This window comes from Bradyrhizobium sp. WSM2254 (genome assembly GCF_000472645.1).
Classification (GTDB): domain Bacteria; phylum Pseudomonadota; class Alphaproteobacteria; order Rhizobiales; family Xanthobacteraceae; genus Bradyrhizobium; species Bradyrhizobium niftali.
Window position 1 is genome coordinate 95,216 of sequence record NZ_AXAB01000009.1, and the last position, 20,172, is coordinate 115,387.

At 64.9% G+C, this 20,172-nt stretch carries 25 protein-coding genes; 12 read left to right on the plus strand and 13 right to left on the minus strand.

Translation table 11 applies throughout. The annotated features are described in order from the left end of the window. The first annotated feature begins 6 nt into the window (after window positions 1-6). Both A3M7_RS0107390 and A3M7_RS0107395 read left to right on the plus strand, forming a co-directional pair. Complete coding sequence (locus tag A3M7_RS0107390; RefSeq protein WP_025575318.1) at window positions 7-426, plus strand: thioesterase family protein; 420 nt, start codon at window positions 7-9, stop codon at window positions 424-426. 81 nt (window positions 427-507) lie between these two features. Then, window positions 508-1,659, plus strand: coding sequence for an ABC transporter substrate-binding protein (locus A3M7_RS0107395; RefSeq protein ID WP_025575320.1), 1,152 nt, complete (start codon window positions 508-510; stop codon window positions 1,657-1,659). Between the two features lie 150 nt (window positions 1,660-1,809). Here A3M7_RS0107395 and A3M7_RS0107400 read toward each other — a convergent pair whose 3' ends face one another. Both A3M7_RS0107400 and A3M7_RS0107405 read right to left on the minus strand, forming a co-directional pair. Continuing rightward, entirely contained in the window at window positions 1,810-2,538 is a 729-nt protein-coding gene (locus A3M7_RS0107400; RefSeq protein ID WP_025575322.1) for a glutathione S-transferase family protein, read from the minus strand. A 35-nt stretch (window positions 2,539-2,573) separates the two neighbouring features. Continuing rightward, entirely contained in the window at window positions 2,574-2,837 is a 264-nt protein-coding gene (locus A3M7_RS0107405) for a hypothetical protein (RefSeq protein WP_027543354.1), read from the minus strand. A gap of 124 nt (window positions 2,838-2,961) precedes the next feature. On the opposite strand from A3M7_RS0107405, the gene A3M7_RS0107410 reads away from it, so the two are divergent. Both A3M7_RS0107410 and A3M7_RS0107415 read left to right on the plus strand, forming a co-directional pair. Beyond that, on the plus strand, window positions 2,962-3,660 hold the full coding sequence (locus A3M7_RS0107410) for a YafY family protein (protein ID WP_027543355.1): 699 nt from the start codon (window positions 2,962-2,964) through the stop codon (window positions 3,658-3,660). Between the two features lie 5 nt (window positions 3,661-3,665). After that, window positions 3,666-3,989 (plus strand): YkgJ family cysteine cluster protein, encoded by a 324-nt coding sequence (locus A3M7_RS0107415; RefSeq protein ID WP_027543356.1) that lies wholly within the window; start codon window positions 3,666-3,668, stop codon window positions 3,987-3,989. Here A3M7_RS0107415 and A3M7_RS49585 read toward each other — a convergent pair. Both A3M7_RS49585 and A3M7_RS0107425 read right to left on the minus strand, forming a co-directional pair. Then, window positions 3,986-4,384 (minus strand): hypothetical protein, encoded by a 399-nt coding sequence (locus tag A3M7_RS49585; protein WP_025575328.1) that lies wholly within the window; start codon window positions 4,382-4,384, stop codon window positions 3,986-3,988. The genes A3M7_RS0107415 and A3M7_RS49585 overlap by 4 nt on opposite strands. A gap of 221 nt (window positions 4,385-4,605) precedes the next feature. After that, window positions 4,606-4,953, minus strand: a complete 348-nt coding sequence (locus A3M7_RS0107425) for a DUF3307 domain-containing protein (RefSeq protein WP_049823259.1) — start codon at window positions 4,951-4,953, stop codon at window positions 4,606-4,608. Here A3M7_RS0107425 and A3M7_RS49590 point away from each other — a divergent pair. From A3M7_RS49590 to A3M7_RS0107445, 5 genes are all read left to right on the plus strand, one after another. Continuing rightward, window positions 4,940-5,200, plus strand: coding sequence for a hypothetical protein (locus tag A3M7_RS49590; protein ID WP_198033715.1), 261 nt, complete (start codon window positions 4,940-4,942; stop codon window positions 5,198-5,200). The genes A3M7_RS0107425 and A3M7_RS49590 overlap by 14 nt on opposite strands. Window positions 5,201-5,358: 158 nt before the next feature. Further along, window positions 5,359-6,804, plus strand: a complete 1,446-nt coding sequence (locus tag A3M7_RS0107430) for a TAXI family TRAP transporter solute-binding subunit (protein WP_027543358.1) — start codon at window positions 5,359-5,361, stop codon at window positions 6,802-6,804. A gap of 123 nt (window positions 6,805-6,927) precedes the next feature. Then, window positions 6,928-7,146, plus strand: a complete 219-nt coding sequence (locus A3M7_RS0107435; protein ID WP_027543359.1) for a hypothetical protein — start codon at window positions 6,928-6,930, stop codon at window positions 7,144-7,146. Window positions 7,147-7,291: 145 nt separating this feature from the next. Beyond that, the gene (locus A3M7_RS0107440; protein WP_027543360.1) at window positions 7,292-8,401 is read left to right on the plus strand and encodes a cyclic nucleotide-gated ion channel; all 1,110 of its coding nucleotides are present in this window, start codon (window positions 7,292-7,294) and stop codon (window positions 8,399-8,401) included. 12 nt (window positions 8,402-8,413) lie between these two features. Next, a complete protein-coding gene (locus A3M7_RS0107445; RefSeq protein ID WP_027543361.1) occupies window positions 8,414-9,199 on the plus strand; it encodes an enoyl-CoA hydratase/isomerase family protein in 786 nt (261 codons plus the stop codon). Here the strand turns inward: A3M7_RS0107445 and A3M7_RS0107450 are convergent, their stop codons facing one another. Further along, complete coding sequence (locus tag A3M7_RS0107450; RefSeq protein ID WP_049823260.1) at window positions 9,200-9,625, minus strand: DUF6157 family protein; 426 nt, start codon at window positions 9,623-9,625, stop codon at window positions 9,200-9,202. 17 nt (window positions 9,626-9,642) lie between these two features. After that, window positions 9,643-10,287, minus strand: coding sequence for a glutathione S-transferase family protein (locus A3M7_RS0107455; RefSeq protein ID WP_027543363.1), 645 nt, complete (start codon window positions 10,285-10,287; stop codon window positions 9,643-9,645). Between the two features lie 87 nt (window positions 10,288-10,374). On the opposite strand from A3M7_RS0107455, the gene A3M7_RS0107460 reads away from it, so the two are divergent. Both A3M7_RS0107460 and A3M7_RS0107465 read left to right on the plus strand, forming a co-directional pair. Continuing rightward, a complete protein-coding gene (locus tag A3M7_RS0107460) occupies window positions 10,375-11,355 on the plus strand; it encodes a YafY family protein (protein WP_027543364.1) in 981 nt (326 codons plus the stop codon). A gap of 136 nt (window positions 11,356-11,491) precedes the next feature. After that, window positions 11,492-11,725, plus strand: coding sequence for a hypothetical protein (locus tag A3M7_RS0107465; RefSeq protein ID WP_027543365.1), 234 nt, complete (start codon window positions 11,492-11,494; stop codon window positions 11,723-11,725). 56 nt (window positions 11,726-11,781) lie between these two features. Here the strand turns inward: A3M7_RS0107465 and A3M7_RS0107470 are convergent, their stop codons facing one another. The 3 genes from A3M7_RS0107470 to A3M7_RS0107480 all read right to left on the minus strand — a co-directional run bounded on the left by A3M7_RS0107470 (window position 11,782) and on the right by A3M7_RS0107480 (window position 14,723). Beyond that, window positions 11,782-12,729, minus strand: a complete 948-nt coding sequence (locus tag A3M7_RS0107470) for a fatty acid desaturase (protein ID WP_027543366.1) — start codon at window positions 12,727-12,729, stop codon at window positions 11,782-11,784. Window positions 12,730-12,744: 15 nt separating this feature from the next. After that, window positions 12,745-13,761, minus strand: a complete 1,017-nt coding sequence (locus A3M7_RS0107475; RefSeq protein ID WP_027543367.1) for an alpha/beta fold hydrolase — start codon at window positions 13,759-13,761, stop codon at window positions 12,745-12,747. A gap of 158 nt (window positions 13,762-13,919) precedes the next feature. Continuing rightward, complete coding sequence (locus A3M7_RS0107480) at window positions 13,920-14,723, minus strand: MBL fold metallo-hydrolase (RefSeq protein WP_027543368.1); 804 nt, start codon at window positions 14,721-14,723, stop codon at window positions 13,920-13,922. Window positions 14,724-15,067: 344 nt separating this feature from the next. Between A3M7_RS0107480 and A3M7_RS0107485 the strand changes: the two genes are divergently transcribed. Continuing rightward, a complete protein-coding gene (locus A3M7_RS0107485; protein ID WP_027543369.1) occupies window positions 15,068-16,018 on the plus strand; it encodes an AraC family transcriptional regulator in 951 nt (316 codons plus the stop codon). A 66-nt stretch (window positions 16,019-16,084) separates the two neighbouring features. On the opposite strand, the gene A3M7_RS0107490 is transcribed toward A3M7_RS0107485, so the two are convergent. The 4 genes from A3M7_RS0107490 to A3M7_RS0107505 form a co-directional block, all read right to left on the minus strand. Beyond that, a complete protein-coding gene (locus A3M7_RS0107490) occupies window positions 16,085-17,698 on the minus strand; it encodes an acyl-CoA synthetase (protein WP_027543370.1) in 1,614 nt (537 codons plus the stop codon). Window positions 17,699-17,887: 189 nt separating this feature from the next. Further along, window positions 17,888-18,376 carry a DUF2059 domain-containing protein gene (locus A3M7_RS0107495; protein ID WP_027543371.1) on the minus strand — a complete coding sequence of 163 codons (489 nt, stop codon included), beginning with the start codon at window positions 18,374-18,376 and terminating at the stop codon, window positions 17,888-17,890. A gap of 54 nt (window positions 18,377-18,430) precedes the next feature. After that, window positions 18,431-19,642 (minus strand): OpgC domain-containing protein, encoded by a 1,212-nt coding sequence (locus A3M7_RS0107500; protein WP_027543372.1) that lies wholly within the window; start codon window positions 19,640-19,642, stop codon window positions 18,431-18,433. 339 nt (window positions 19,643-19,981) lie between these two features. Further along, window positions 19,982-20,164, minus strand: a complete 183-nt coding sequence (locus tag A3M7_RS0107505) for a hypothetical protein (RefSeq protein WP_027543373.1) — start codon at window positions 20,162-20,164, stop codon at window positions 19,982-19,984. Window positions 20,165-20,172: the final 8 nt, after the last annotated feature.

Here is a 20,172-nt window from a genome sequence, read left to right on the forward strand (position 1 = left end):
CGACGCATGTTCGTGAACCGGCGCGACGTACAGATCCAGTGGGGCGATTGCGACCCCGCCAACATCGTCTACTACCCGCGCTATTTCGCGATGTTCGACGATTCGACCTCGACCCTGTTCGAGGTCGCCGGCTTCTCGAAACAGGACCTGGTCCACAAATACGGCCTGGTCGGTATCCCCATGGTCGACACGCGGGCCAAGTTCTACATCCCCTCGACCTATGGCGACTGGATCACCATCGAGACGAAGATCGAAAGCATCAAGCGCTCGAGCTTCGAGGTGAAACACAACGTCTACAAGGCCGCCGATCTCGCCATCGAGGCATTCGAGACCCGCGTCCTGGTCGGCCGCGACCCGGCCAATCCGGAGAAGCTGAAATCGGCACCGTTTCCGGCGGAAATGGTGACCAAGTTCACGGGGAGCTAAATCGCCGCATCACCAAAAGAGGGGGCTGAATTACCCCCCGATTTCTGCTTTCAAAGAAACACGTCAAGGGAGAAATAATAGATGAAACGCTTTTACCTGACCGCCGCCATCGCCGCGGCGACGCTTGCCCTGCCGGCCCTGCCCGTACTGGCGCAGACCAGCGAAATCACCATCGGCATCACCACCACCACGACCGGCCCGGGCGCCGCCCTCGGCATTCCCGAGCGCAACGCGCTGGAATTCGTGCCGAAGGAGATCGGCGGCGTGCCGCTGAAGGTGATCGTGCTCGACGACGGCGGCGATCCCACCACCGCAACCACCAATGCCCGCCGCTTCGTGACGGAATCCAAGGCCGACATCATCATGGGCTCGGCACTGACGCCCCCGACCATCGCGGTCTCCAACGTCGCCAACGAAGCCGGCATCCCGCATTTCGGCCTCGCGCCGTTCCCGATCACGCCGGAACGCATGAAGTGGTCGGTGGCGATGCCGCAGCCGATCCCGATCGTAGGCAAGGTGCTGTACGATCACATGAAGTCGAAGGGTGTGAAGACCCTCGGCTATATCGGCTACTCCGATTCCTACGGCGACCTCTGGTTCAACGACCTGAAGGCGCAGGCCGTGCCGATGGGCATGACCATCGCGGACGAGGAGCGCTTCGCCCGTCCCGATACGTCGGTGACCGGACAGGTGCTCAAGCTCGTCGCCGCCAATCCCGACGCGATCCTGGTCGGCGCCTCCGGCACCGCGGCCGCGCTGCCGCAGACCGAGCTGCGCGAGCGCGGCTATCAGGGCCTGATCTACCAGACCCATGGCGCGGCCAGCATGGACTTCATCCGCATCGCCGGCAAAGCGGCCGAAGGCGTGCTGATGGCCTCGGGCCCGGTGATGGATCCCGAGGACCAGCCGGACGAAGCCGCAACCAAGAAGCCGGGCCTTGCGCTCAACTCGGCCTATGAGGCCAAGTACGGCCCGAACAGCCGCAGCCAGTTCGCCGGCCATTCCTACGATGCGTTCGAGATCCTCAAGCGCGTCATTCCGACGGCGCTGAAAACCGCAAAACCCGGCACGCCGGAATTCCGCGAAGCGATCCGCCAGGCGCTGCTGTCGGAGAAGGAACTGGCGGCGAGCCAGGGCGTCTACAACTTCACCGAAAAGGACCGCTACGGCCTCGACGAGCGCTCGCGCATCCTGCTCACCGTGAAAAACGGCAAGTACACGCTGGTGAAGTAAGCGCGACGATAATCTTGAGACTGGCAAGAGCCGGCCCGTTGGGCCGGCTCTTTTCCTTTTACTTCCAGACTCTCGGGTCGTCATGCCCGGGCTTGTCCCGGCCATGACGATGTGGAGAGTTCAGCGTCTCGAGACCTACGGTCTTGTGAGCTAGGCCGCCTGCCGCAGCGGCGTCCAGGCGAACTCCGGATAGTAATCGTCCATCATGCGGTCGACATAGGCGGTGAGGTTCGGGAAGCCCTCGGCCCGCTGCCGCAAGCCGGATTCGAAGAATGGCGTCAGCATTCCGGCGAGCATACCAAAGGCGGTGGCATCGACACCGCAGGGCTTGTTGCCCATCAGATAGGCCTTGTCGCCGAGCTGCACCGAAAGCGCGAACAGCGAGCGCACGGCGAGATCGACGTCGTCGTCGGGCGCGTGACGGCCGAGGCCGGAGAGCAGATAGTTCTCGGCGACACGGAATTGCGCATCCTCGCGCAATTTTTCGCGATTGTGTTCCGGCGCCCCGTCGAAGAAATGCGACGGGCCCTTGGCGAAGTTGACCGGATCGACCCAGCGCGCGCCGACCACCGCCCAATAGAGGTGATGCTCGATCATGCGCTCGAACGCCCAGGCCTGCGCGCGCTCGGCCAGTGACAGGCCGGCGTCGAAATCGAAGCCGTAGCGGCGCTCGATATGGGCGCGGATGAAGGTGGAATCGGCCACCGCCTCGCCGCCGTCGTCGATGAACGGCAGCTGCCCCTTGGGCGAGGCGGGCGGCATCGCGCGCTCCTTCCGGTAGGGCAGTCCCGCCATCTTGAGCTGCACCTCCGTCTTGGTGACGAAGGGGCTGATTTCCGGCAGGCCGAAGCCGGTGCCAAAGCCGTAAAGCGTGATCATGCGAGCTCTCCTGAACCTGCGAAAGTCGACGGAACCTAACGACGGGCTGCTGCCACCATGGTGGCAGCAGCCGTGATATCTTCTGCGAAACGGGCCCCTCGCCAGGCGCGGCCCATGACGTGGCGGACCAGCGCGTCCGCAGCCTGGATCAGCGAGCGTGTCACCATGGTCGCGAACGCAACGCGGAGGTCGACGACGGTGAGATCGAAAAACATGAGCCGGCTGAAGGCCAAAGCGTGCAGCATGGCCTGCGCCCGCCACAGCGGACCGGCCGGGCCGAAATGGGTTGGGACGATCATGGACAAATCCTCTTCAGTCGATGTGTTGTCCCGGTATAGAACCCCCCTGCTGCCAACATCCTGTCAGCATCCACGCGCCGGATTTTGAGCGGGCTGCGGTCAGGAATTTGGAAAGAGAATTGTCATGAGACGCGCCGACCGGCTGTTTCAGATCATCCAGGTGCTGAGGCGCACGCGTAAGCCGCTGACGGCGGATGCGATCGCGGCCGAGCTCGAGACCTCCAAGCGCACCATCTATCGCGACATCGCGACGCTGATCGGCCAGCGCGTGCCGATCCGTGGCGAGGCCGGCATGGGCTACATCCTGGAAAAGGGTTTTGACCTGCCGCCCCTCATGCTGACACCCGACGAGATCGAGGCGGCGGTGCTGGGCGCGCAATGGGTCGCGGGCCATGCCGATTCCACACTGGCGCGCGCGGCCGAAGATCTGATGGCCAAGATCGCCGACACCGTGCCCGAGCGCCTGCGTCCCTTCGTGCTGGAGCCTGCGAGCCGCGCGCGGCCGAGCTGGAACAGGGAGCCGGACCGCCTCGACATGGCGCGCACGCGCACCCAGATCCACGAAGGCAAGAAGATCATGCTGCGCTATCGCGACGAGCAGGGCCGCCCCAGCGAGCGCATGATCTGGCCGATCTCGGTCGGTTATCTCGAAGCCGTGCGCCTGCTCGCGGCCTGGTGCGAGCTGCGCAGCGACTTCCGCAGCTTCCGCACCGACCGCGTCGTGGACGCGACCTATCTCGACGAGAAATATCCGGAAAGGCGCGACGTGCTGCGCGCAAAATGGCGGCAGAGCCTGGTCTGGGGCCCGCCAAAGGACACATGACGACGATGGACGAGACATCCCCCATCGACCTGTCGAGCTGCTGCCAGAGCTGCGGCGCCTGCTGCGGCTATTCGGAGAACTGGCCGCGCTTCTCGGTCGAGAGCGACGAGGAGCTTGCTGCGATCCCGGAGGCGCTCGTCAATGCGCGGCAATCCGGCATGCGCTGCGACGGCGACCGCTGCTCGGCGTTGCGTGGGGAGATCGGGAAAGAGACCGCCTGCGGCATCTACGCCGTGCGGCCGGAGGTCTGTCGCACCTGCATGCCGGGCGATGCCGAATGCGCGATGGCGCGGCGGAAGTTCGGGCTGCCGATGATCGCGAACTCTTAAGCGGGGACGGCTTCGCTGATCTCGTCGTCGAGCTCGTCATCGAGCGGTGCAAGCACCGAGAGCGGCTTGGTCGACAGCGTGATCGGCTTGCGGCCTCCCGACAGCGACGGCGAGGATTTGGTTACGCTTTCGCGCGACAGCGCGTAGAGCGTCGAGCCGACACGGCCGCCGTTCTCGATCAGGTCGCGCTCGCTGCAGCTGCCTGCGATCGCGACCGCCAGCGAATGCAAATGGCTGCGGCGATAGCAGAACAGCGCCAGCTTCGCGCGTGCGTCAGGGGAAACACTCTCAACCAGCCTCGGCAGCCCGCTCGCACTGGCGCGATACATCTCGCCAAGGAGCTCGTCGCGGACCGGGCAGAAATCGCTTTCAAAGGCGTCGCGGCTTGAAAACATTGCAGTTCTCCCTCGTGTGGGGAAGATGCAGCGCAATTCTCTAACGAAAGGTTAACCACCCGGGACGGTAGTCACCCGGGGTGCGTGCGCGCCCCCCGCGAATCAGAGGCGGACGGGAATTGCCACTTGCCGTCATTCCGGGGCTCGCGAAGCGAGAACCCGGAATCTCGAGATTCCGGGTTCGGTCCTGCGGACCGCCCCGGAATGACGGATGCAAGCAATCAGTTCGCCGCCATGTAGATGGAGAGGCCGAACCCGGTGAGATGGTGCAGCGCCTGATCGATACCGATCAGGGTCCAGAACCAGGGATGCGCGAGGTCGACACCGAAATTGGCCGAGACGAAGCCCTTGGCCCGGTCGATCGTGATGTGGATCACGAAATCGATCAGCGCCACGAACCAGAATTTCGGCGCCACGATCAGGATCAGCGGCAGCGCAACCGCAAGGTGAACCAGGCAATGCACCAGGAGCGGCAGGGCCCAGCCGTGCTTCTGGTCCTTGCCATGCGCCATCCAGGCGGTCTGGAGGACGAAATCAGCGATGATGTGCTTGAACGTGAGCAACAACATCCAGCCAATGAGCGCCTCAACCGGAACCGCCGATGACATGGGTGGAAACGACAAAGCTGACGCCCTCATTGACGTGATCAAGAAAGATTGGAGCGTTCAGCGCAACTTCTTCTTGGGCCGGTCAAATCGCCGGGACCTCCGATTTATGACACCTCCCGCGGCGGAATGCAGCCGGGGGGAACCGGAAAATCGCCAACTGTGGCTAACTGGTGATAGCATGACCAATCGCCGCGCCGGCGCCGAGTAAGGTTACCTTCGGCTCGAAATTTGCATTCCGTGACCTTAGCGCTATCATTGGCGGTAGAGAATATCGTTCTTTTTTCAGGCGTTTACGAATTGCAGGGCCGCACGCAGCGATCAGATCCGCGAGCCGCCCGAGACCCAGAATAAGGCCAGAGTGCTGCCATGAGTACTGAAGGCCCGACCATATCGTCGGTCGAACCGCCGCCCCGGCGTCCCAAGGTGATCAAGACCAATCAGCAGCAAGTCCTGCTCTACGTCGTGCTGACCCTGCTGCTGTCGCTTGCCACCGTCTGGGCCGGCCGCACGCTGGTGCACAATTCGGAGACGCTGACCTTTGCCGTCGGCGCACCCAACAGCGACGAGGCGCTGTTCGCGGCCAAGCTCGCCGCACTGCTGAAGAACAACGCCTCGCGCTTCCGCATCAAGATCGTCAACAACCCTGACAATGCCAAGGCGCTCGCCCAGTTCGACCGCAAGCAGGCCGATCTCGCGGTGCTGCGCACCGATGCCAAGGTGCCGCTGCGGGCGCGCGCGCTCGCGATCCTCGAGCACGATCTCGTCCTCCTGCTCGGACCCGGCAACAAGAAGATCAAGTCGCTTGCCGAGCTGAAGAAGAAGAAGGTCGCAGTCCTCGCCGAGAACGAATCCTCGCTCGCCTTCGTTCGCAGCATCCTCGACATCCCCGACGGTCCGGACGCCGCGAAGATCCAGATGGCGCCGCAGGGCGCAACGCTCGACAAGCTGTTTGCGCCGGGAGCCGGCTTCGGCGCGGTGATCGCCATCGTCCACGCCTCGAAAGCGGTGCGGGACAAGGCCTATGAGCAGGTCGCCAAACGCGGCGGCTTCACGCTCAACGCGATCGACGAGACCAAGGCGCTGGCACGCAAATTCCCCGGGATTTCCGACGAGACGCTGACGGCAGGGACGCTGTCGGCCTCGCCTGAAATTCCCGACGACGATCTCGAAACGATCGGGCTCGAATGGCTGCTGGTCGCGCAATCCAGGATGTCGGCGACCACGGCGGGCGAACTGGCGCGGACCGTCTACGAGAACAAGTCTGCCCTCGGGCTCGACAGCGGCTTCGCCAGCAGGATCGAGCCGGCCTCCGTCGAGAAGGACGCCTATGTGATGGCGCATCAGGGCGCGGCCGATTACATCAACGACGACACAAAGTCGTTCATGGATAAGTACAGCGACCTGATGTATCTCGGCGCCGCCGCGCTCAGCGTCATCGGCTCGATCTTCGCCGCGATCTACGCCAAGATCACCCGGATCGCGCCGGAGAAGGCCAGCGAGCTCTCCACCGCCATCCTCGACATCGGCGAGCGCATCGAGCACGCCCACTCGCTGGATCAGCTCGAATGTCTCCAGGACGAGCTGGAAGGCATCCTGCGCGGCGCGGTCATCGGGCTCCGGGACGGCACGATCAGTACCGACGGGCTCGACACCTTCAAGCTCGGCTACGAATTCGTCCGCGACGAGATCGGCATGCGTCGCGACTACCTGAAACGCCGTGCAGGCGAGATCGACAAGACCGCCCACGATGCCGGCCCTCCGCCGCACGACGACAGCAACGTCGTGGTGGTCAAGACCGCGCAGAGCGCTTGATCCGCCGGGCCGGCACCCTCAGGGCGGGACTGGCGGAAACCTTGCCGGTGGATCGACGGCCGGAACCCTGGAACCCTCCCCATCCGCAACCGTTGGTTTCCGGATCCAGCCGGAGAACGCGCCATGCGTATACTCCTCATGGCCTGCCTCCTGGGAATGCTCGCAGCGGTTGGCTATTTCGCTTATTCCGCGATGGCGGTCGAAGGCGAGCCGATCCCGACGGAAGGCTATGTGGCCCTCGCGCTGGGGGCGGGATTTTCCGTCGTCGTCGGCGTCGGCCTGATGGTCCTGCTGTTCTTCAGCAGCCGCCGCGGCTACGACGAGCCGCCGCATTTCAGGTAGCGGCTCGGCCAGCTCCCGCACCCCGCCTTCGTCTCCCCATTTGCCACGGCCCGCGCCCGTCGTTGACGGCCTCCGCCCGGGCGGGCACTTTGGCAGCGAAGTCCCAGCCGGGACCGCAAAAGCCAGCACCGAGCCGCCTTCCCGCATGTCCAAGCCGCTGATCTCCGCACTGGCCCAGTTCGTGGCCGCCACGGCCGGCCGCAACATGACCAAGGCAGCCTATGTGGCGGTCGGCGTCGGCGTGCTCAGCATGGTGCTGCTGACGGTTGGCCCGGCCTATGAGACGGCGCCCCGCTGGGTCGATGCCCTGCTCTGGGCCTGCCTCGCCTATTTCGTGTTCGAATGGGTCGTCCGGCTGCGCCACATGAGGCGAACCGAGCGCCTTGCGCTGTACATGTCCTCCTCCGCCGGCATCGTCGATGCGATCGGAGCGCTGGCCGTGCCGGTCGCGCTGATGCTCGGCGTCGAGCTCCGGACGGCCTGGCTGCTCAGCGTGCTCTGGGTCCTGAAGGTGGTGCCGGGCATTCCGGGCCTGCGCCAGCTGCGCCGCGTCCTGGTGCTGGAATCGGGGCCGCTGGTCAGCGTGCTCGTGATCTTCCTGATGGTGGTTTTCCTCGCCTCCGTCGCCGAATATTTCCTGGAGCGGGACGTGCAGCCGCAGACCTTCGGCAGCGTGCCGGCGGCGCTGTGGTGGGCGGTGGTGACCTTGACGACGACCGGCTATGGCGACGTCGTGCCGGTGACGCCTCTGGGACGCATGGTGGCGGCGCTGGTGATGATCTCCGGCCTCGGCGTGTTCGGCCTCTGGACCGGTATCCTGGCCACCGGCTTTGCCGCGGAGACCCGGCGCGACAATTTCCTCAAGACCTGGGAATCCGTCAGCAAGGTGCCGTTCTTCGCAGCGCTTGGACCGGCGGCCATCGCCGACGTCACCCACATGCTGCGCACCATGGAGCTGCCGGCGCGCACCATGATCATCCGCAAGGGCGCGCAGGGTGATTGCATGTATTTCATCGCCGCAGGTGAGGTCGAGGTCGACCTGCCCGGCAAGAAGGTGCAGCTCGGCGAAGGCGCCTTCTTCGGCGAGATGGCGCTGCTCGGCAACAACATGCGCGGCGCCAATGTCTCGACCACGAAGGTGTCGCGGCTCCTGGTGCTCGACCTCGTCGATTTCCGCGTGCTGATGGCGCGGCATCCGGATCTCGCCGAGACCATCGACGCCGAGGCGAAACGGCGCACGCTCGAGAACAAGTAAACGGAGACAAGAATGTCCGATACCGCCGAGGCGGCCAGCGGCCCTGTGCTCGACATCGACGGCGCGCGCGCCACCATCCGCCTCAACCGTCCCAAGCATCTCAACCGGCTCCAGGCGGAAGACCTCGGCGAGCTCGTCAAACTGTTCGACCGGATCGAGGCTGATCCTGCGATCCGCGTGCTGGTGCTGACCGGCACCGGGCGCGCCTTCTCGGCGGGCTATGATCTGAATTCGGTCGCCGAGCGCGCGGTGAGCGCAAACGAGCAGCAGAGCGCGGGCTCCGCCTTCGAGGTGGTCGTCAACCGGCTGGAGGATCTCGGCGTGCCGACGATCTGCCGGCTCAATGGCGGCGTCTATGGCGGCTCGACCGACCTCGCGCTCGCCTGCGATTTCCGCATCGGCGTCGACACCGCGGAGATGTTCATGCCGGCGGCGCGGCTCGGGCTGCACTATTACAGGAGCGGCATCAAACGCTACGTGACGCGGCTCGGCGTCGACAATGCCAAGAGGCTGTTCCTGACCGCGCAGAAGATCAGCGCGCCCGAGATGCTGCGCATCGGTTATCTCACCGCCATGGTGCCGGTGGAATTCCTGGACGAGGAGGTCGACAAGCTCGCCGGCGTCCTCGCCGGCAACGCGCCACAGGCGATGCGCGGCACGAAGCGCGCCATCAACGAGTTCGCCCGCGGCGAATTGGACGAACAAGCCGCCGACCAGCGCCACCGCGACAGCATGCGCGGCGACGAGATCAAGGAAGGCATCAAGGCGTTCGCAGAGAAGCGAGCGCCAAAATTCTGATCACGCCCGCTTCGACCGCATCGCGCGCACCTGCGTGAGCTTGGGATCGCGGACCAGCGCCTGGTAGCGTTTGCTGTCGACGGCGTAAATCGCGATCCGGCCCTCACTGTCGGCATGAACGCCCCAGCCAAAGCGCTTGCCGAGGCTCGACGCCCTCATGCACGCCTGCCCCCGGGAGAAGAACGCTTCACGGGCCGCACGCTTGTCCGTCTTCGTCGCCTTCACATCGAGTTCGCGTCCCGGCGCAGACGTCGCGAAGATCACGTCGTCGGACGTGTATTTGTAGGGCGCCTTGGCGATCATCTCGTATTGCAGGCACGCCACCGTCTGCTTTCCCCCGCGGAGCGGCGGCTCCTCGCCAGTACGCGCGGGACAGTCTTCAGCAACCCGGATGAAGGTGTTGAAGCAGTTGGTCGTGTGTATCATCTGCAACCCCGGATCATTCAACCACCAACAGCCGCCGCATGCTGGGCTGCCATCTCCTCATCCGCCGCATTGATGCGCTCAAACGCGGGCCGCGAGGTCATGCGCTCGGCGTAGCGGACGAAGACGTCCTTTTTCGGCACGATGCCGAACATCATCGTCCAGCTGAACGCGACGCCCCACAGGACATCCGCGGCGGTCATGCGCTCGCCGAGCAGATACGGCCCCTTCGACAGTTGCGTCTCGAGCGCACCCAACATGGTGTCGTAATCGGCATAGGGCGATTGGGTGATCGGCGCCGGCTCGCGCTGCATGAACTTGTCGATCAAAGCCGGCTCGAACGATGCGCCGTAATAGGCGATCCAGCGCAGATAGGGGCCGCGCAGCGGATCGTTCAGCGCGGGCGTCAATCCCGCCTGCGGAAACAGGTCGGCGAGATAGATGGTGATCGCGACCTGTTCGGTCACCAGCGCATCGCGATGGCGGATCGCCGGCACCTTGCCGAGCGGGTTGATTGCGAGATAGGCGCCCTGCCGCTGCTCGCCGGCCTTCATGTTGAGGACATGGAGATCGTAGGGAGCCCCCAGTTCCTCCAGCAGCACCCGCGTGCCGGTGGCGCGGCTTTGCGGCGAATAATACAGCGTGATGCGGTTCGGATCGGTCATGGCAGGTCTCCTCGGGCGCCGTCTGGCGATGCGCACCTTGTAGCGACCCATACCTGACATCCTGTGTCAGGTATGGTTTAAGGGATCATGCGCGCGAGCCGGATGCTGTCGATCCTCACCACCCTCCAGGCCAGGGGGCAAGTCACCGCGCCCGAGCTCGCGGAGGCCTGCGAGGTGTCGGTGCGCACGATCTATCGCGACATCGACGCACTCGCGGCATCAGGCGTCCCTGTCTATGCCGACCGCGGCGCGGAGGGCGGCTATCGCCTGCTCGACGGCTATCGCGTGCGGCTGAACGGCCTGTCGCAGAACGAGGCGGAAGCGCTGTTCCTGACCGGGTTGCCGGGGCCGGCAGCAGCGCTCGGGCTGGATGCGGCGATGATCGCCGCGCAGAACAAGCTGATGGCGGCGCTGCCCGCCAATCTGCGCGAGGACGCCGGGCGGATGCAGGAGCGTTTTCACCTCGACGCCCCCGGCTGGTTCGGCGAGGCGGAGGAGCCAAAGCATCTGCGCGCCATTGCCGGCGCGGCTCTGCGCGGGACGTTGATCAAGATCCGCTACCAGAGCTGGCGCGCCGAGAAGCAGCGCCGCGTGGCGCCGCTCGGCCTCGTGCTGAAGGGCGGCAGCTGGTATCTCGCAGGACAGGTCGACGGCAGCGTGCGCACCTATCGCGTCGCGCGCGTGCTCGATTGCACGGCGCTCGACGACCGCTTCGATCGTCCCGCCGATTTCGATCTCGCCGCCTATTGGCAGGCCGCAACGCTGCGCCTCGAGGCCGAGATGCATCCGAATGTCGCGATCGTGCGGCTGTCGCCGTTCGGCGTGAAAATGCTCGACGCGCTGAGCCAGCCTTACGTCAGGGCGCGCACGCAGATCGAAGACGCCACCGACGGGGACGGCTGGCGCATCGCCAGAGTGCCGACCGGCAAGACGTCATGGCACGCCGCGGCCGAATTGCTGCGGCTCGGTCCCGAGGCCGAGGTGCTGGAGCCCGCCGATCTCCGCGAGACAATGGCCGAGCTGACGCAGGCAATGGCCGCGCGCTATCGCGCGGCGCGGAAAGCATGACAGCGGCGCAACGCGCCGCAGCCGACGAAACAATCCTGAAACACGATTCCCGGCCGGCGCCGTGAACGCATTCGCATTTCGACCCGACGGAGATGCAGGGACACAACAACGGCCTCGCGCCAACTGGAGAATGAAGATGTTTCGTAAGCTTGCACTCGGTCTGATCGCTGCCGGCTCGCTCGGCGTTGCCGCCCTCGCCCCCACCGCCGCTTCGGCCCACGGCTTCCACCATCACTGGGGTCCCGGCTGGGGCTTCGGCGGAATCTACGTCAACACCGGCGTCAACAACTGCTACCAGGAGCGCGTCGTCCAGACCCGCCACGGCCTGCGCGTTCGCGTCGTGAATGTCTGCGCCTACGGCATCTACTGATACTTCGCGCCGTCGACAAAGCCCCGATCGCTCCGCGATCGGGGTTTTGCATTGGCCTAGCCGGCCTGCCGCTGCCGGCGAAACCAGGCCCAGGTCTCGCGGGTCGTCGCGATGTAGCCGCGGCCGCGATGGACGATCTCGCCGTCGACGATCTCGTTCAGCTTCGGCAAAGCGTGGAAGGGTATCGAGGGATAGGCGTGATGCTCGACGTGGTAGGGCATGTTCCACGCGAACCATTTGACGATCGCGGCGGTGTAGGTGGTGCGCGTGTTCTGGAAGGCGCTGCGGGTGCGATCGCAGCCGGTGTGCTCGGCATAGAGATAGGGCCGCAGGAAGAATTGCCCGATGACAAGCGGCACGATCCAGACCCAGAGCAGCAGCGCTGAGGAGAACCACAGCGAGAGCGCGAGCAGGAGCGCATAGAGCGCAGCATAGGCGCGCGCCTCGCGCACGATTGTGGCGCGCTTGTTTTCGGGAATCCAGGGCACGGTGACCTTGCCGGTGACGGCATGGCCGAACATCAGCCGGAGACGGCCGGCGACCTGGAGCAGGCCGCTATAGGCGAGCGCAAGCTGCGTGTCGGATTTCGGCTTCACGCCGACGATCAGCTCCGGGTCCTTGTCCGGATCCTGGGTGTAGCGGTGATGGTCCCAGTGAAACAGGCAGTAATATTCGTAAGGCTGTCCGATGATGAAGGCCGAGGGATAGCCGACCGCAAGGTTGAGGCCACGGCTGCTGAACGCGGTCTTGTGCGCGGTCTCGTGCAGCGCCATGAACAGGAAGGCGACGAAATAGCCGTGCACCGCCATCAGCGGCAGCGCCCATAACACCCCCCAGGCCGAAGAGACCTTCCAGACCAGCACGCCGCCCAGCACGACCAGGCCGTAATGGCTGAGGCTTTTCGCGGCCCCTCTGAGATTGGAGCGCACCGACAATTCACGCAGCATCGCCGGCGTGAGCGGCTTCAGGCGGTGGGCCGGCTCTGAAACGGTTGCGTCAGTCATGATCGGATGCCTGTCTTACTTGCTGAGGAGCTCTGCGATCTCGGCCTTGAGGAAGGCCTGGTCGGGTGGATTGTTCACGGGGTTGCCGGCGCGATGGCCGTGCAGCGACGGGATCGGATGCAGCACCGCCGATTTTGCGTTGGCCAGCCGGCCGAGCTCGTCCTCGTTGTCGCGGACGTCGAAATAGCGATCGGTGGCGCCCGGCATCAGCAGCATGTGCGCTTTGATCGCGGCGAGCGCCCGATCGAGATCGCCGCCGAATGCGGCGCAGCGGCTGATATCGCCGCGCTGCCAGATACCGATCTGCGCCAGCAGGTCGTTGGCATCGCGCCGCGCGAACGTCGCATCCCACCCCCGGACGAGATAGTCCTCGAGCGAGCTGAAACCGGCCTCGCGCCAGAGCTCGTCGCGATAGAAGCCGTGCGACATCGCCCAGCCGGCATAGACGCGCCCCATGGCGCGGTAGCCGACCGTGGGCTTCTCGACGAAACGGCCGTCACGGAAGGCGGGATCGCCTGATAGCGCGGCCTTCACGCCTTCCAGGAAGACATAATTGTAGGGCGCGCAACGCGCGCTGCCGCAGACCACCGCGGCGCGCTCGACCATCTCGGGGTGAGAGGCGGCCCAATGATAGGCCTGCATGCCGCCCATCGACCAGCCATAGACCAGCGCGAGCTTCGAGATGCCGAAGCGCCCGGTGAGGAGCCGGTGCTGGACCGCGATGGCGTCGTGATAGGTCAGCTCAGGGAACGGGCCAGCCGTGTTCGACGGCGAGGACGACAGGCCGTTGCCGAACAGATTCGGGATGATGACGAAGTAGCGTTCGGGATCGAGCAGGCCGCCGGGCCCGATCAGCCATTCGGTGTCGTAATGCTGCGCGCTGAACGAGGTCGGGTAGAGGATGACGTTGTCTTTGGCCGGGCTCAGGGCGCCGTACGTCTTGTAGGCGAGCTTCATCGAGGGGAAGATGGCTCCGGACTGGAGCGTGACGTCGCCGGCCTCGAAGATCTCGTAGTCGCGCTGCGCCGTCATGGGACGAACTCCCGCTCACGCGGCCGCAGAACGCGCCGCTGAAATGGCGATGCATCGATCATGCCGGGCCGTTCACGCATCATTGCGCCACGCTTAATAACTGTACAAATAGTACATATATTAGCGGGCGGCAAGATAAATCTGGTTGGCTTGCCGGCTCAGGCGATGGCTGCCAGATAGCGCGCGACAGACGCCGTGAACGCGGCCTTGGCCCCGGTGGCGATGTTGCGCCCCCACCAGGCGCCATAGATGCGGTCGAAGGCGAACGGCTCGACAACGCCGGCGATCCGCCGCACCGCGGCGGCATTGAGCGGCATGTAGTTAGGATAGGAGTACATGAAGCTGACGAAGCGGCGGTCCATCGTCACCTGCGCGATGTCGCCGGTGAGCAGCGCCCCCTTGCCGTCCGCACCCTGCCGCCAGTGCAGCATGGTCGCACCGGCGAAATGGCCGCCGCTGCGCAGCAGCACCACGTCGCCGGAGATGCGATGGCTGTCGCCGGTCCAGTGCACGATCGACGCGTGCGGTCGCGTCACCCATTCGCGGTCATCCGCGTGCAGATAAACCGGAATGCTGCCGAAAGCCTCGCTCCAGTCGGCGAGCGCGCCATAATAATGCGGATGCGAGATCGCGATCGCCTTCAGTCCGCCGAGCGAGCGCACAAGCGCGATCGCCTCCGGCGTTGCCAGCGGTACGCAGTCCCACATCACGCAGCCGTCTGCGAGCGGCACGAGCAAGGCGCGCTGACCGATGGCGAAGCTCGGCTCGAGTGCAAGGCCGCTCAGGCCGAGATCGTCGCGCCAGACGACGCGGTGGCGTTCCGCCAACGCCTCGCGGGTGAGGAAGGTTTGTCCTTTCCAGCCGACGAATTGCCGTTCGTCCTCGCAGACCGGACAGGACACGGGCGGATCGCCGCTGGCCGGGAATTGCGCGCCGCAGGTTTCGCAGGTCCAGAGGGGCATGGCCAGGATCCGAAAGAGGCCGGGACGGAGGGACGTGACATCGCCCCACGGAGCAAGTGGGGAGGAACCAATGTTGTCAACGCAGGCTACGTTCTGGTCCACGCCGGCGCAATTGGCCGGCCATCACGATCAGTTTTGCGCTCGGCGGCTGGATCGCGGAGTGGATCGGCCACGGCGCCAACTGCTTTTGCGATCCGGGCATGCCAGGCTGCGGCACCTGGTCGCGGTCTCAACGCGTCATCGCGAGTGGCTTATCACGCAATCCGGCGCTTTTGCCGCTTGCGGCGCATCGGTCCGAAGATACAACCTGCGACATATCGCAACGAACTTTTCCTTCTCGATCGATGACCCAGCCTCAACTCTCGTTCGATGGCGACCCGAACGGCCAGGCCTATGAAAGATGGCGCGAGCAGTTTTGCCGCCAGGTGGCGAACGTCGATTTCGTGCCGGTCGGGGAAGGGCACGTTCACCGGACCATTGCGCCGGCCATTCTTCCACGCCTCAGACTCTCGGCGTCGTTCGGCACGCCGCTGTCCTTCGTGTCACTGGGGACGAACGACGAATTGGTGATCACGATGTCGCCGAATTCGGCGTTGAGCGGGGCCATGGGAAAACGCCCGCTGGAGATCGCCGCGGGCGACATCACGATCGGCGATCCCTCGATCAAGGGCGCCCACATCACCCAGACGGCCTACGGAAATTTCCAGACCGCGCTGCTGCCGCGCAAGGCGCTGCTGCGCGCGTGCCCGAATGCCGAAGACCTGATCGCGCAGTCGATCCCCGGCGCCAATCCGATCACGTCGATGTACCTGCGATATTACGATCTCGCGCATGCCTATGCCGACAAGCTCGCGCCCGCGGAGCTCGACGCCGTCTCTCAGCATTTGTTCGACCTCGCCGTGCTGATGATCGGAGCGCGCGGCGATGTCGCCGAGGAAGCGCGCATGCGTGGCCTTGCGGCGGCGCGTCTCGAAACCCTCAAATCCGACATCCTGATGCAGCTGGGCAACCCCGCGCTGTCGCTCACCGATCTTGCAGCCGCGCACCGGGTCAGCCCGCGCACGATCCAGTTGCTGTTCGAGCAGGCCGGCATCACCTACAGTGGATTCGTGCTGGAGCAGCGATTGCTGCGCGCCGAGCGGCTGCTTCGAAATCCAAATTTGCGCACGCGCAAGATCATCGAGATCGCGCATCTTGCCGGATTTCACGACGTCTCCTACTTCCATCGCGCGTTTCGCCGCCGCTTCGGACGGACACCGGACGATGTCAGGAAGCTGGCCGGCGACGTCGGCTAGACGCCGCCGCGGTGCTGCCGCGACGACTGCGCGAGCCGAGCCGGGGGGTCACCACTTCGCCCGCCCTCACGTCCCGAAATTCTTCTGGATCGCCTTGTCGAGCGTCTCGCCGCCGACGAAGCGCTGGCGCAGCTCGCGCTTGAGCAGCTTGCCGCTCGGGTTCTTGGGCAGCGCGTCGACGAAGATGACCCGCTTGGGCACCTTGAAATGCGCCATCTGGCCGGCGCAGTGCTTGATCACGGACTCCTCGTCGAGCTTCTCGCCGCTCTTGACCACGACGATCGCGGTGACCGCCTCGATCCAGCGCGGATCGGGCAGCCCGACGACGGCAACCTCCGACACCGCCGGGATGCGGTAGACCATCTCCTCGACCTCGCGGCTCGCGACATTCTCGCCGCCGGTCTTGATCATGTCCTTGACGCGGTCGACCACGGTGATGTGGCCCTCTTCGTCGACGGTAGCGAGATCGCCGGAGTGGAACCAGCCGCCGGAGAACGCCGCCGCGGTCTTGACGGGATCGTTGTAATAGCCGGACAGGAGGTGCGGCGAGCGGTGCACGATCTCGCCGACCTCGCCGACCCTAACGTCCTCCATCGCGGTATTGACCACGCGCGTCTCGACGTTCAGCACCGGCTTGCCGGCCGAGCCGGCCTTGCGCAGCTGGTCCTCGGGGCGCAGCACGGTTGCGAGCGGCGCGATCTCGGTCTGGCCGTAGAAGTTCCAGAATTTTACGGCGGGCAGACGGCGCTGAAGTTCGAGCAGGACTTCCACCGGCATGATCGAGGCACCGTAATAGCCCTTCTGCAGCGTCGACAGGTCGGTCTTGTCGAAATTGGGCGAGCGCAGCATCGCGATCCAGATCGTCGGCGGCGCGAAGAAGGACGTGATCCCGTGGGCCTGGATCAGGGCCAGGATGTTGTCGGCGGTCGGCTTGCCCGTGATCACGCCGGAGGCCCCGAGATAGACTTGCGGCCCCAGGAACACGTCGAGCTGGGCGCAGTGATAGAGCGGCAGCGCATGCAGGAACTTGTCGTCCAGGCTCATGCCGCCGTCGATGATGCAGCTGACATACTGCCACATCACCGCTTCATGGGTCAGCATCGCGCCCTTGGGCAGCGACTCCGTTCCGCTGGTGTAGACGATCTGCGCGAGGTCGCGGCTGTCGACCGACGCCTCCAGGAACGCGCCGTCGGCATGAAGCAGATCGTCGAAGGTGGTGAGGCCGGTCGGCGCGGTGGCGGGATCCTCGCCCGGCAGCCAGATCATCTTCTCGACCGCACAGTCCCTGGCCGAGGCGGCACGCGCGGGCTCGACGAAATCAGGTCCGGTCGCGAGCAGCTTTGCGCCAGAGCTCTTCAGGATGAAATTGATCTCGTCCGGATTGAGCATGAAGTTGATCGGCACCAAGACCGCGCCGATTCGGGCCACCGCGAAGCGGAGGGCGGCAAAGGCGTGCGAGTTGCGCGAGAGCACGGCGAGGCGATCCCCCTTCTTGACACCGAGACCGAGCAGGCCGCGGCCGAGCCGGTTGCAGATCGCGTCCATCTCGGCGAACGTCCAGCTCACGCTGCCGCAGCTCACTGCGAGCTTGTTCGGCTCACGCCCTGCCGAACGGCGCAGGAGATCGCCAATGGAATGCTCACGCGCTTTCGAGATGGTGGCTGCGATATCGCCGGACATTTCCATTCCCCAAGATTTGCAATTTGCGCGAAGCGTAGTCGGCGCTGTCGGCGCCGTCAAATTGGCTGCGCGCCGGCGTCATGACGCAAGAACCTGGCGGCGATCGTGATGTTCATCTCCGACGTGCACAGCCTGGGGGTGAAGCTCGCACCGGACCTTAGCCGCTCGTGGCCTTGCGCTGTTTTTCGCTTAGAGCTTGTGCCCCTTCTGCCGCAGCGCCTCGATCAGGCGCTGCTTCAGCTCGTCGGCCGCCTTCTGGCTGACGTCCTGGCCGATCTGCGTGCTCGCCTGCGCCAGCGCATCCGACTTCTCCAGAAACTTCCGTCCGGCCGGCTGGGCGTAGAACGCCTCGATCTGGCGCAGCTCATCGACGGTGAAGCTGGCGGCGTAGAGAGCCGCGATCTGATCGATCATCGAGGCGACGAACGGAGCGTAGATCTCGGAGCCACGCGCCGTCAGCGCATCATAGTCGCGCTCGATCTCAGGCCTGTCCTGCGCGACCACGGGCCTGAGTTTGAGCAGGAGCTGCGGCAGCAATACGCGGTATTGATCCGCGATCTTCAACGTGACCACCAACTTGCGCGCCGCACTCATCGCCTCCGGCGACGGTGCCTGTGCGGAGGCGCCGCAGACCAGGAACAGGAGAGCGCCGGCGATCGTCAACAAACGTCTGGACATGAACCTCTCCGTTGGATCTCTCCGTGAGATGGCAGGCTGGCGGCCACGATGCTTTCAACGGCTCGCAGGCGTGGCGGCCGTGGCCGGAGCACCTTCGACTGCGGGCTCGGGATCCTCGACCTCCGTCACCTTCACGAACAGGCTGGGCACGCGTTCGGCACGATCGAGCAGCCAGGCGGCTCCGATCATGATGACGATGCCGGCGACGGAGACGGCGAGCTGCTCCCAGACGCCCTTGGTGTATTGCGTCAGGATCCAGTGCGCGGAGAACGACAGGAACACCCCCAAGCAGAAGATCGGCAGCGAATGCTGGCCGCAGAGGATGACGGGGCGCAGCCAGGGCCTGTGCAGCAACCGCCATTTGCGCGAGATGAAATGGGTGACCCAGATCGCCAGCGCCAGGAAATGCGTAAAGCGCAGCATGTCGAGATCGGTCTTGTCGATCGGGTAGATCGCCTTGATCATCCATTTCGGGATCAGGGCCTCGAGCGCGGGCACGTGCCAGGTCATCACGATCAGGAGCGCGAAGACGAGCCAGGCCGCCGCGAGCGTCATCGTCGCCTTCGACCACACCCATTTCGCGATCGTCCCGATCTGGCCGATGCCGCACCAGGCCGCGAACACGAACATCAGCTGCCAGCAGAACGGGTTGAAGTACCATTTCGTGCCGGGCGGATAGGAGGCGATGTTCCAGTCGAACCAGCGCGACAGCACATAGAGCACCACGGACGCCGCAAGCGTCAGGTTCGGCCGCCGCACCAGGCACCAGACGATGAAGGGCGCGGCGAACACCAGCGCGATGTAGAGCGGCAGCACGTCGAGATTGACCGGCTTGTATTTCAGCAGGATCGCCTGCCCGATCAGCTCGTCTGGATGCGACAGGAAATTGAACACGTTGAACTCGTGCTCGTACATCGGATTGTCGAAGCGGCGCGCGGTGCGCGCGATCTGCGCCGTGAACAGCAGGAACAGCATGATGTGGGCGACGTACATCTCGGCGGCGCGCCGCCACAGCCGCTTGAGCGCGGCCAGAAACCAGCCGCCCGCGATGATCGGCCCGTAGATCCAGCCGACAAGGTAGCCGGAGATGAAGACGAAGAACTCGGCGGCATCGCTGAAGCCGTAATTGCGCAGCGTCAGCCAGGCCACGACGTCGTGCGGGATGTGGTCGAGGAAGATCATCCACAGCCCGATGCCGCGGAAGAGATCGAGCCGCAGGTCGCGCTCGACCGGCGCCAGGAGTGCCGACTGGTCTCGTGTGATCATGGCCCCGCCTCTTCCGGTGGGCGTCGCGCCATGGCGGCGCCGGCAAAATGGAATGCTAAAAAATCTGCATCAAAAGATCACCTGGCCCTGCGGCTAGCTGACTGCCAACGGTAGCCGACCCAGATGCCCGCGCAAGAGACTTCGTCATCATGGGCGACGGTGACCGCCCCGGGCCGCGCCGAAGCGGCGGCAGGCTCACAAAAACTTCGAAAACAACCCCATGCACCGTAGAAGCGGCAGACTAAGTCTTTGTTTTATCTAATAAATAAAAACGGCATATCGGGCCCGACAATCGCCGCCGACGGTACGATCGCACGCCAGGCCGATGGAACGGCAAGATCAGGTGAGCTCGTCGCCCCGGGCGAGCATCTCGTTCAGCATCGCCTCCGCCTTCTGCTTCAGCGGCAGCGCGCCGCTGTCGGATGCGATCGCGATCGCCGCGCGGAGGGCGGCAAGGATGGCGGCCCTGTTCTCTTCGCCCGCGGGCGGCGTCACCACGGCTTCGCCGCCGCGCCCCGTCATGGGCCTGT

Bases quoted from the DNA above. Each gene is read 5' to 3' on its own strand.
- A3M7_RS0107390 (WP_025575318.1), top strand. From the start codon at position 7: ATGTTCGTGAACCGGCGCGACGTACAGATCCAGTGGGGCGATTGCGAC.
- A3M7_RS0107395 (WP_025575320.1), top strand. From the start codon at position 508: ATGAAACGCTTTTACCTGACCGCCGCCATCGCCGCGGCGACGCTTGCC.
- A3M7_RS0107400 (WP_025575322.1), bottom strand. From the start codon at position 2,538: ATGATCACGCTTTACGGCTTTGGCACCGGCTTCGGCCTGCCGGAAATC.
- A3M7_RS0107405 (WP_027543354.1), bottom strand. From the start codon at position 2,837: ATGATCGTCCCAACCCATTTCGGCCCGGCCGGTCCGCTGTGGCGGGCG.
- A3M7_RS0107410 (WP_027543355.1), top strand. From the start codon at position 2,962: ATGAGACGCGCCGACCGGCTGTTTCAGATCATCCAGGTGCTGAGGCGC.
- A3M7_RS0107415 (WP_027543356.1), top strand. From the start codon at position 3,666: ATGGACGAGACATCCCCCATCGACCTGTCGAGCTGCTGCCAGAGCTGC.
- A3M7_RS49585 (WP_025575328.1), bottom strand. From the start codon at position 4,384: ATGTTTTCAAGCCGCGACGCCTTTGAAAGCGATTTCTGCCCGGTCCGC.
- A3M7_RS0107425 (WP_049823259.1), bottom strand. From the start codon at position 4,953: ATGTTGTTGCTCACGTTCAAGCACATCATCGCTGATTTCGTCCTCCAG.
- A3M7_RS0107430 (WP_027543358.1), top strand. From the start codon at position 5,359: ATGAGTACTGAAGGCCCGACCATATCGTCGGTCGAACCGCCGCCCCGG.
- A3M7_RS0107435 (WP_027543359.1), top strand. From the start codon at position 6,928: ATGCGTATACTCCTCATGGCCTGCCTCCTGGGAATGCTCGCAGCGGTT.
- A3M7_RS0107440 (WP_027543360.1), top strand. From the start codon at position 7,292: ATGTCCAAGCCGCTGATCTCCGCACTGGCCCAGTTCGTGGCCGCCACG.
- A3M7_RS0107445 (WP_027543361.1), top strand. From the start codon at position 8,414: ATGTCCGATACCGCCGAGGCGGCCAGCGGCCCTGTGCTCGACATCGAC.
- A3M7_RS0107450 (WP_049823260.1), bottom strand. From the start codon at position 9,625: ATGATACACACGACCAACTGCTTCAACACCTTCATCCGGGTTGCTGAA.
- A3M7_RS0107455 (WP_027543363.1), bottom strand. From the start codon at position 10,287: ATGACCGATCCGAACCGCATCACGCTGTATTATTCGCCGCAAAGCCGC.
- A3M7_RS0107460 (WP_027543364.1), top strand. From the start codon at position 10,375: ATGCGCGCGAGCCGGATGCTGTCGATCCTCACCACCCTCCAGGCCAGG.
- A3M7_RS0107465 (WP_027543365.1), top strand. From the start codon at position 11,492: ATGTTTCGTAAGCTTGCACTCGGTCTGATCGCTGCCGGCTCGCTCGGC.
- A3M7_RS0107470 (WP_027543366.1), bottom strand. From the start codon at position 12,729: ATGACTGACGCAACCGTTTCAGAGCCGGCCCACCGCCTGAAGCCGCTC.
- A3M7_RS0107475 (WP_027543367.1), bottom strand. From the start codon at position 13,761: ATGACGGCGCAGCGCGACTACGAGATCTTCGAGGCCGGCGACGTCACG.
- A3M7_RS0107480 (WP_027543368.1), bottom strand. From the start codon at position 14,723: ATGCCCCTCTGGACCTGCGAAACCTGCGGCGCGCAATTCCCGGCCAGC.
- A3M7_RS0107485 (WP_027543369.1), top strand. From the start codon at position 15,068: ATGACCCAGCCTCAACTCTCGTTCGATGGCGACCCGAACGGCCAGGCC.
- A3M7_RS0107490 (WP_027543370.1), bottom strand. From the start codon at position 17,698: ATGTCCGGCGATATCGCAGCCACCATCTCGAAAGCGCGTGAGCATTCC.
- A3M7_RS0107495 (WP_027543371.1), bottom strand. From the start codon at position 18,376: ATGTCCAGACGTTTGTTGACGATCGCCGGCGCTCTCCTGTTCCTGGTC.
- A3M7_RS0107500 (WP_027543372.1), bottom strand. From the start codon at position 19,642: ATGATCACACGAGACCAGTCGGCACTCCTGGCGCCGGTCGAGCGCGAC.
- A3M7_RS0107505 (WP_027543373.1), bottom strand. From the start codon at position 20,164: ATGACGGGGCGCGGCGGCGAAGCCGTGGTGACGCCGCCCGCGGGCGAA.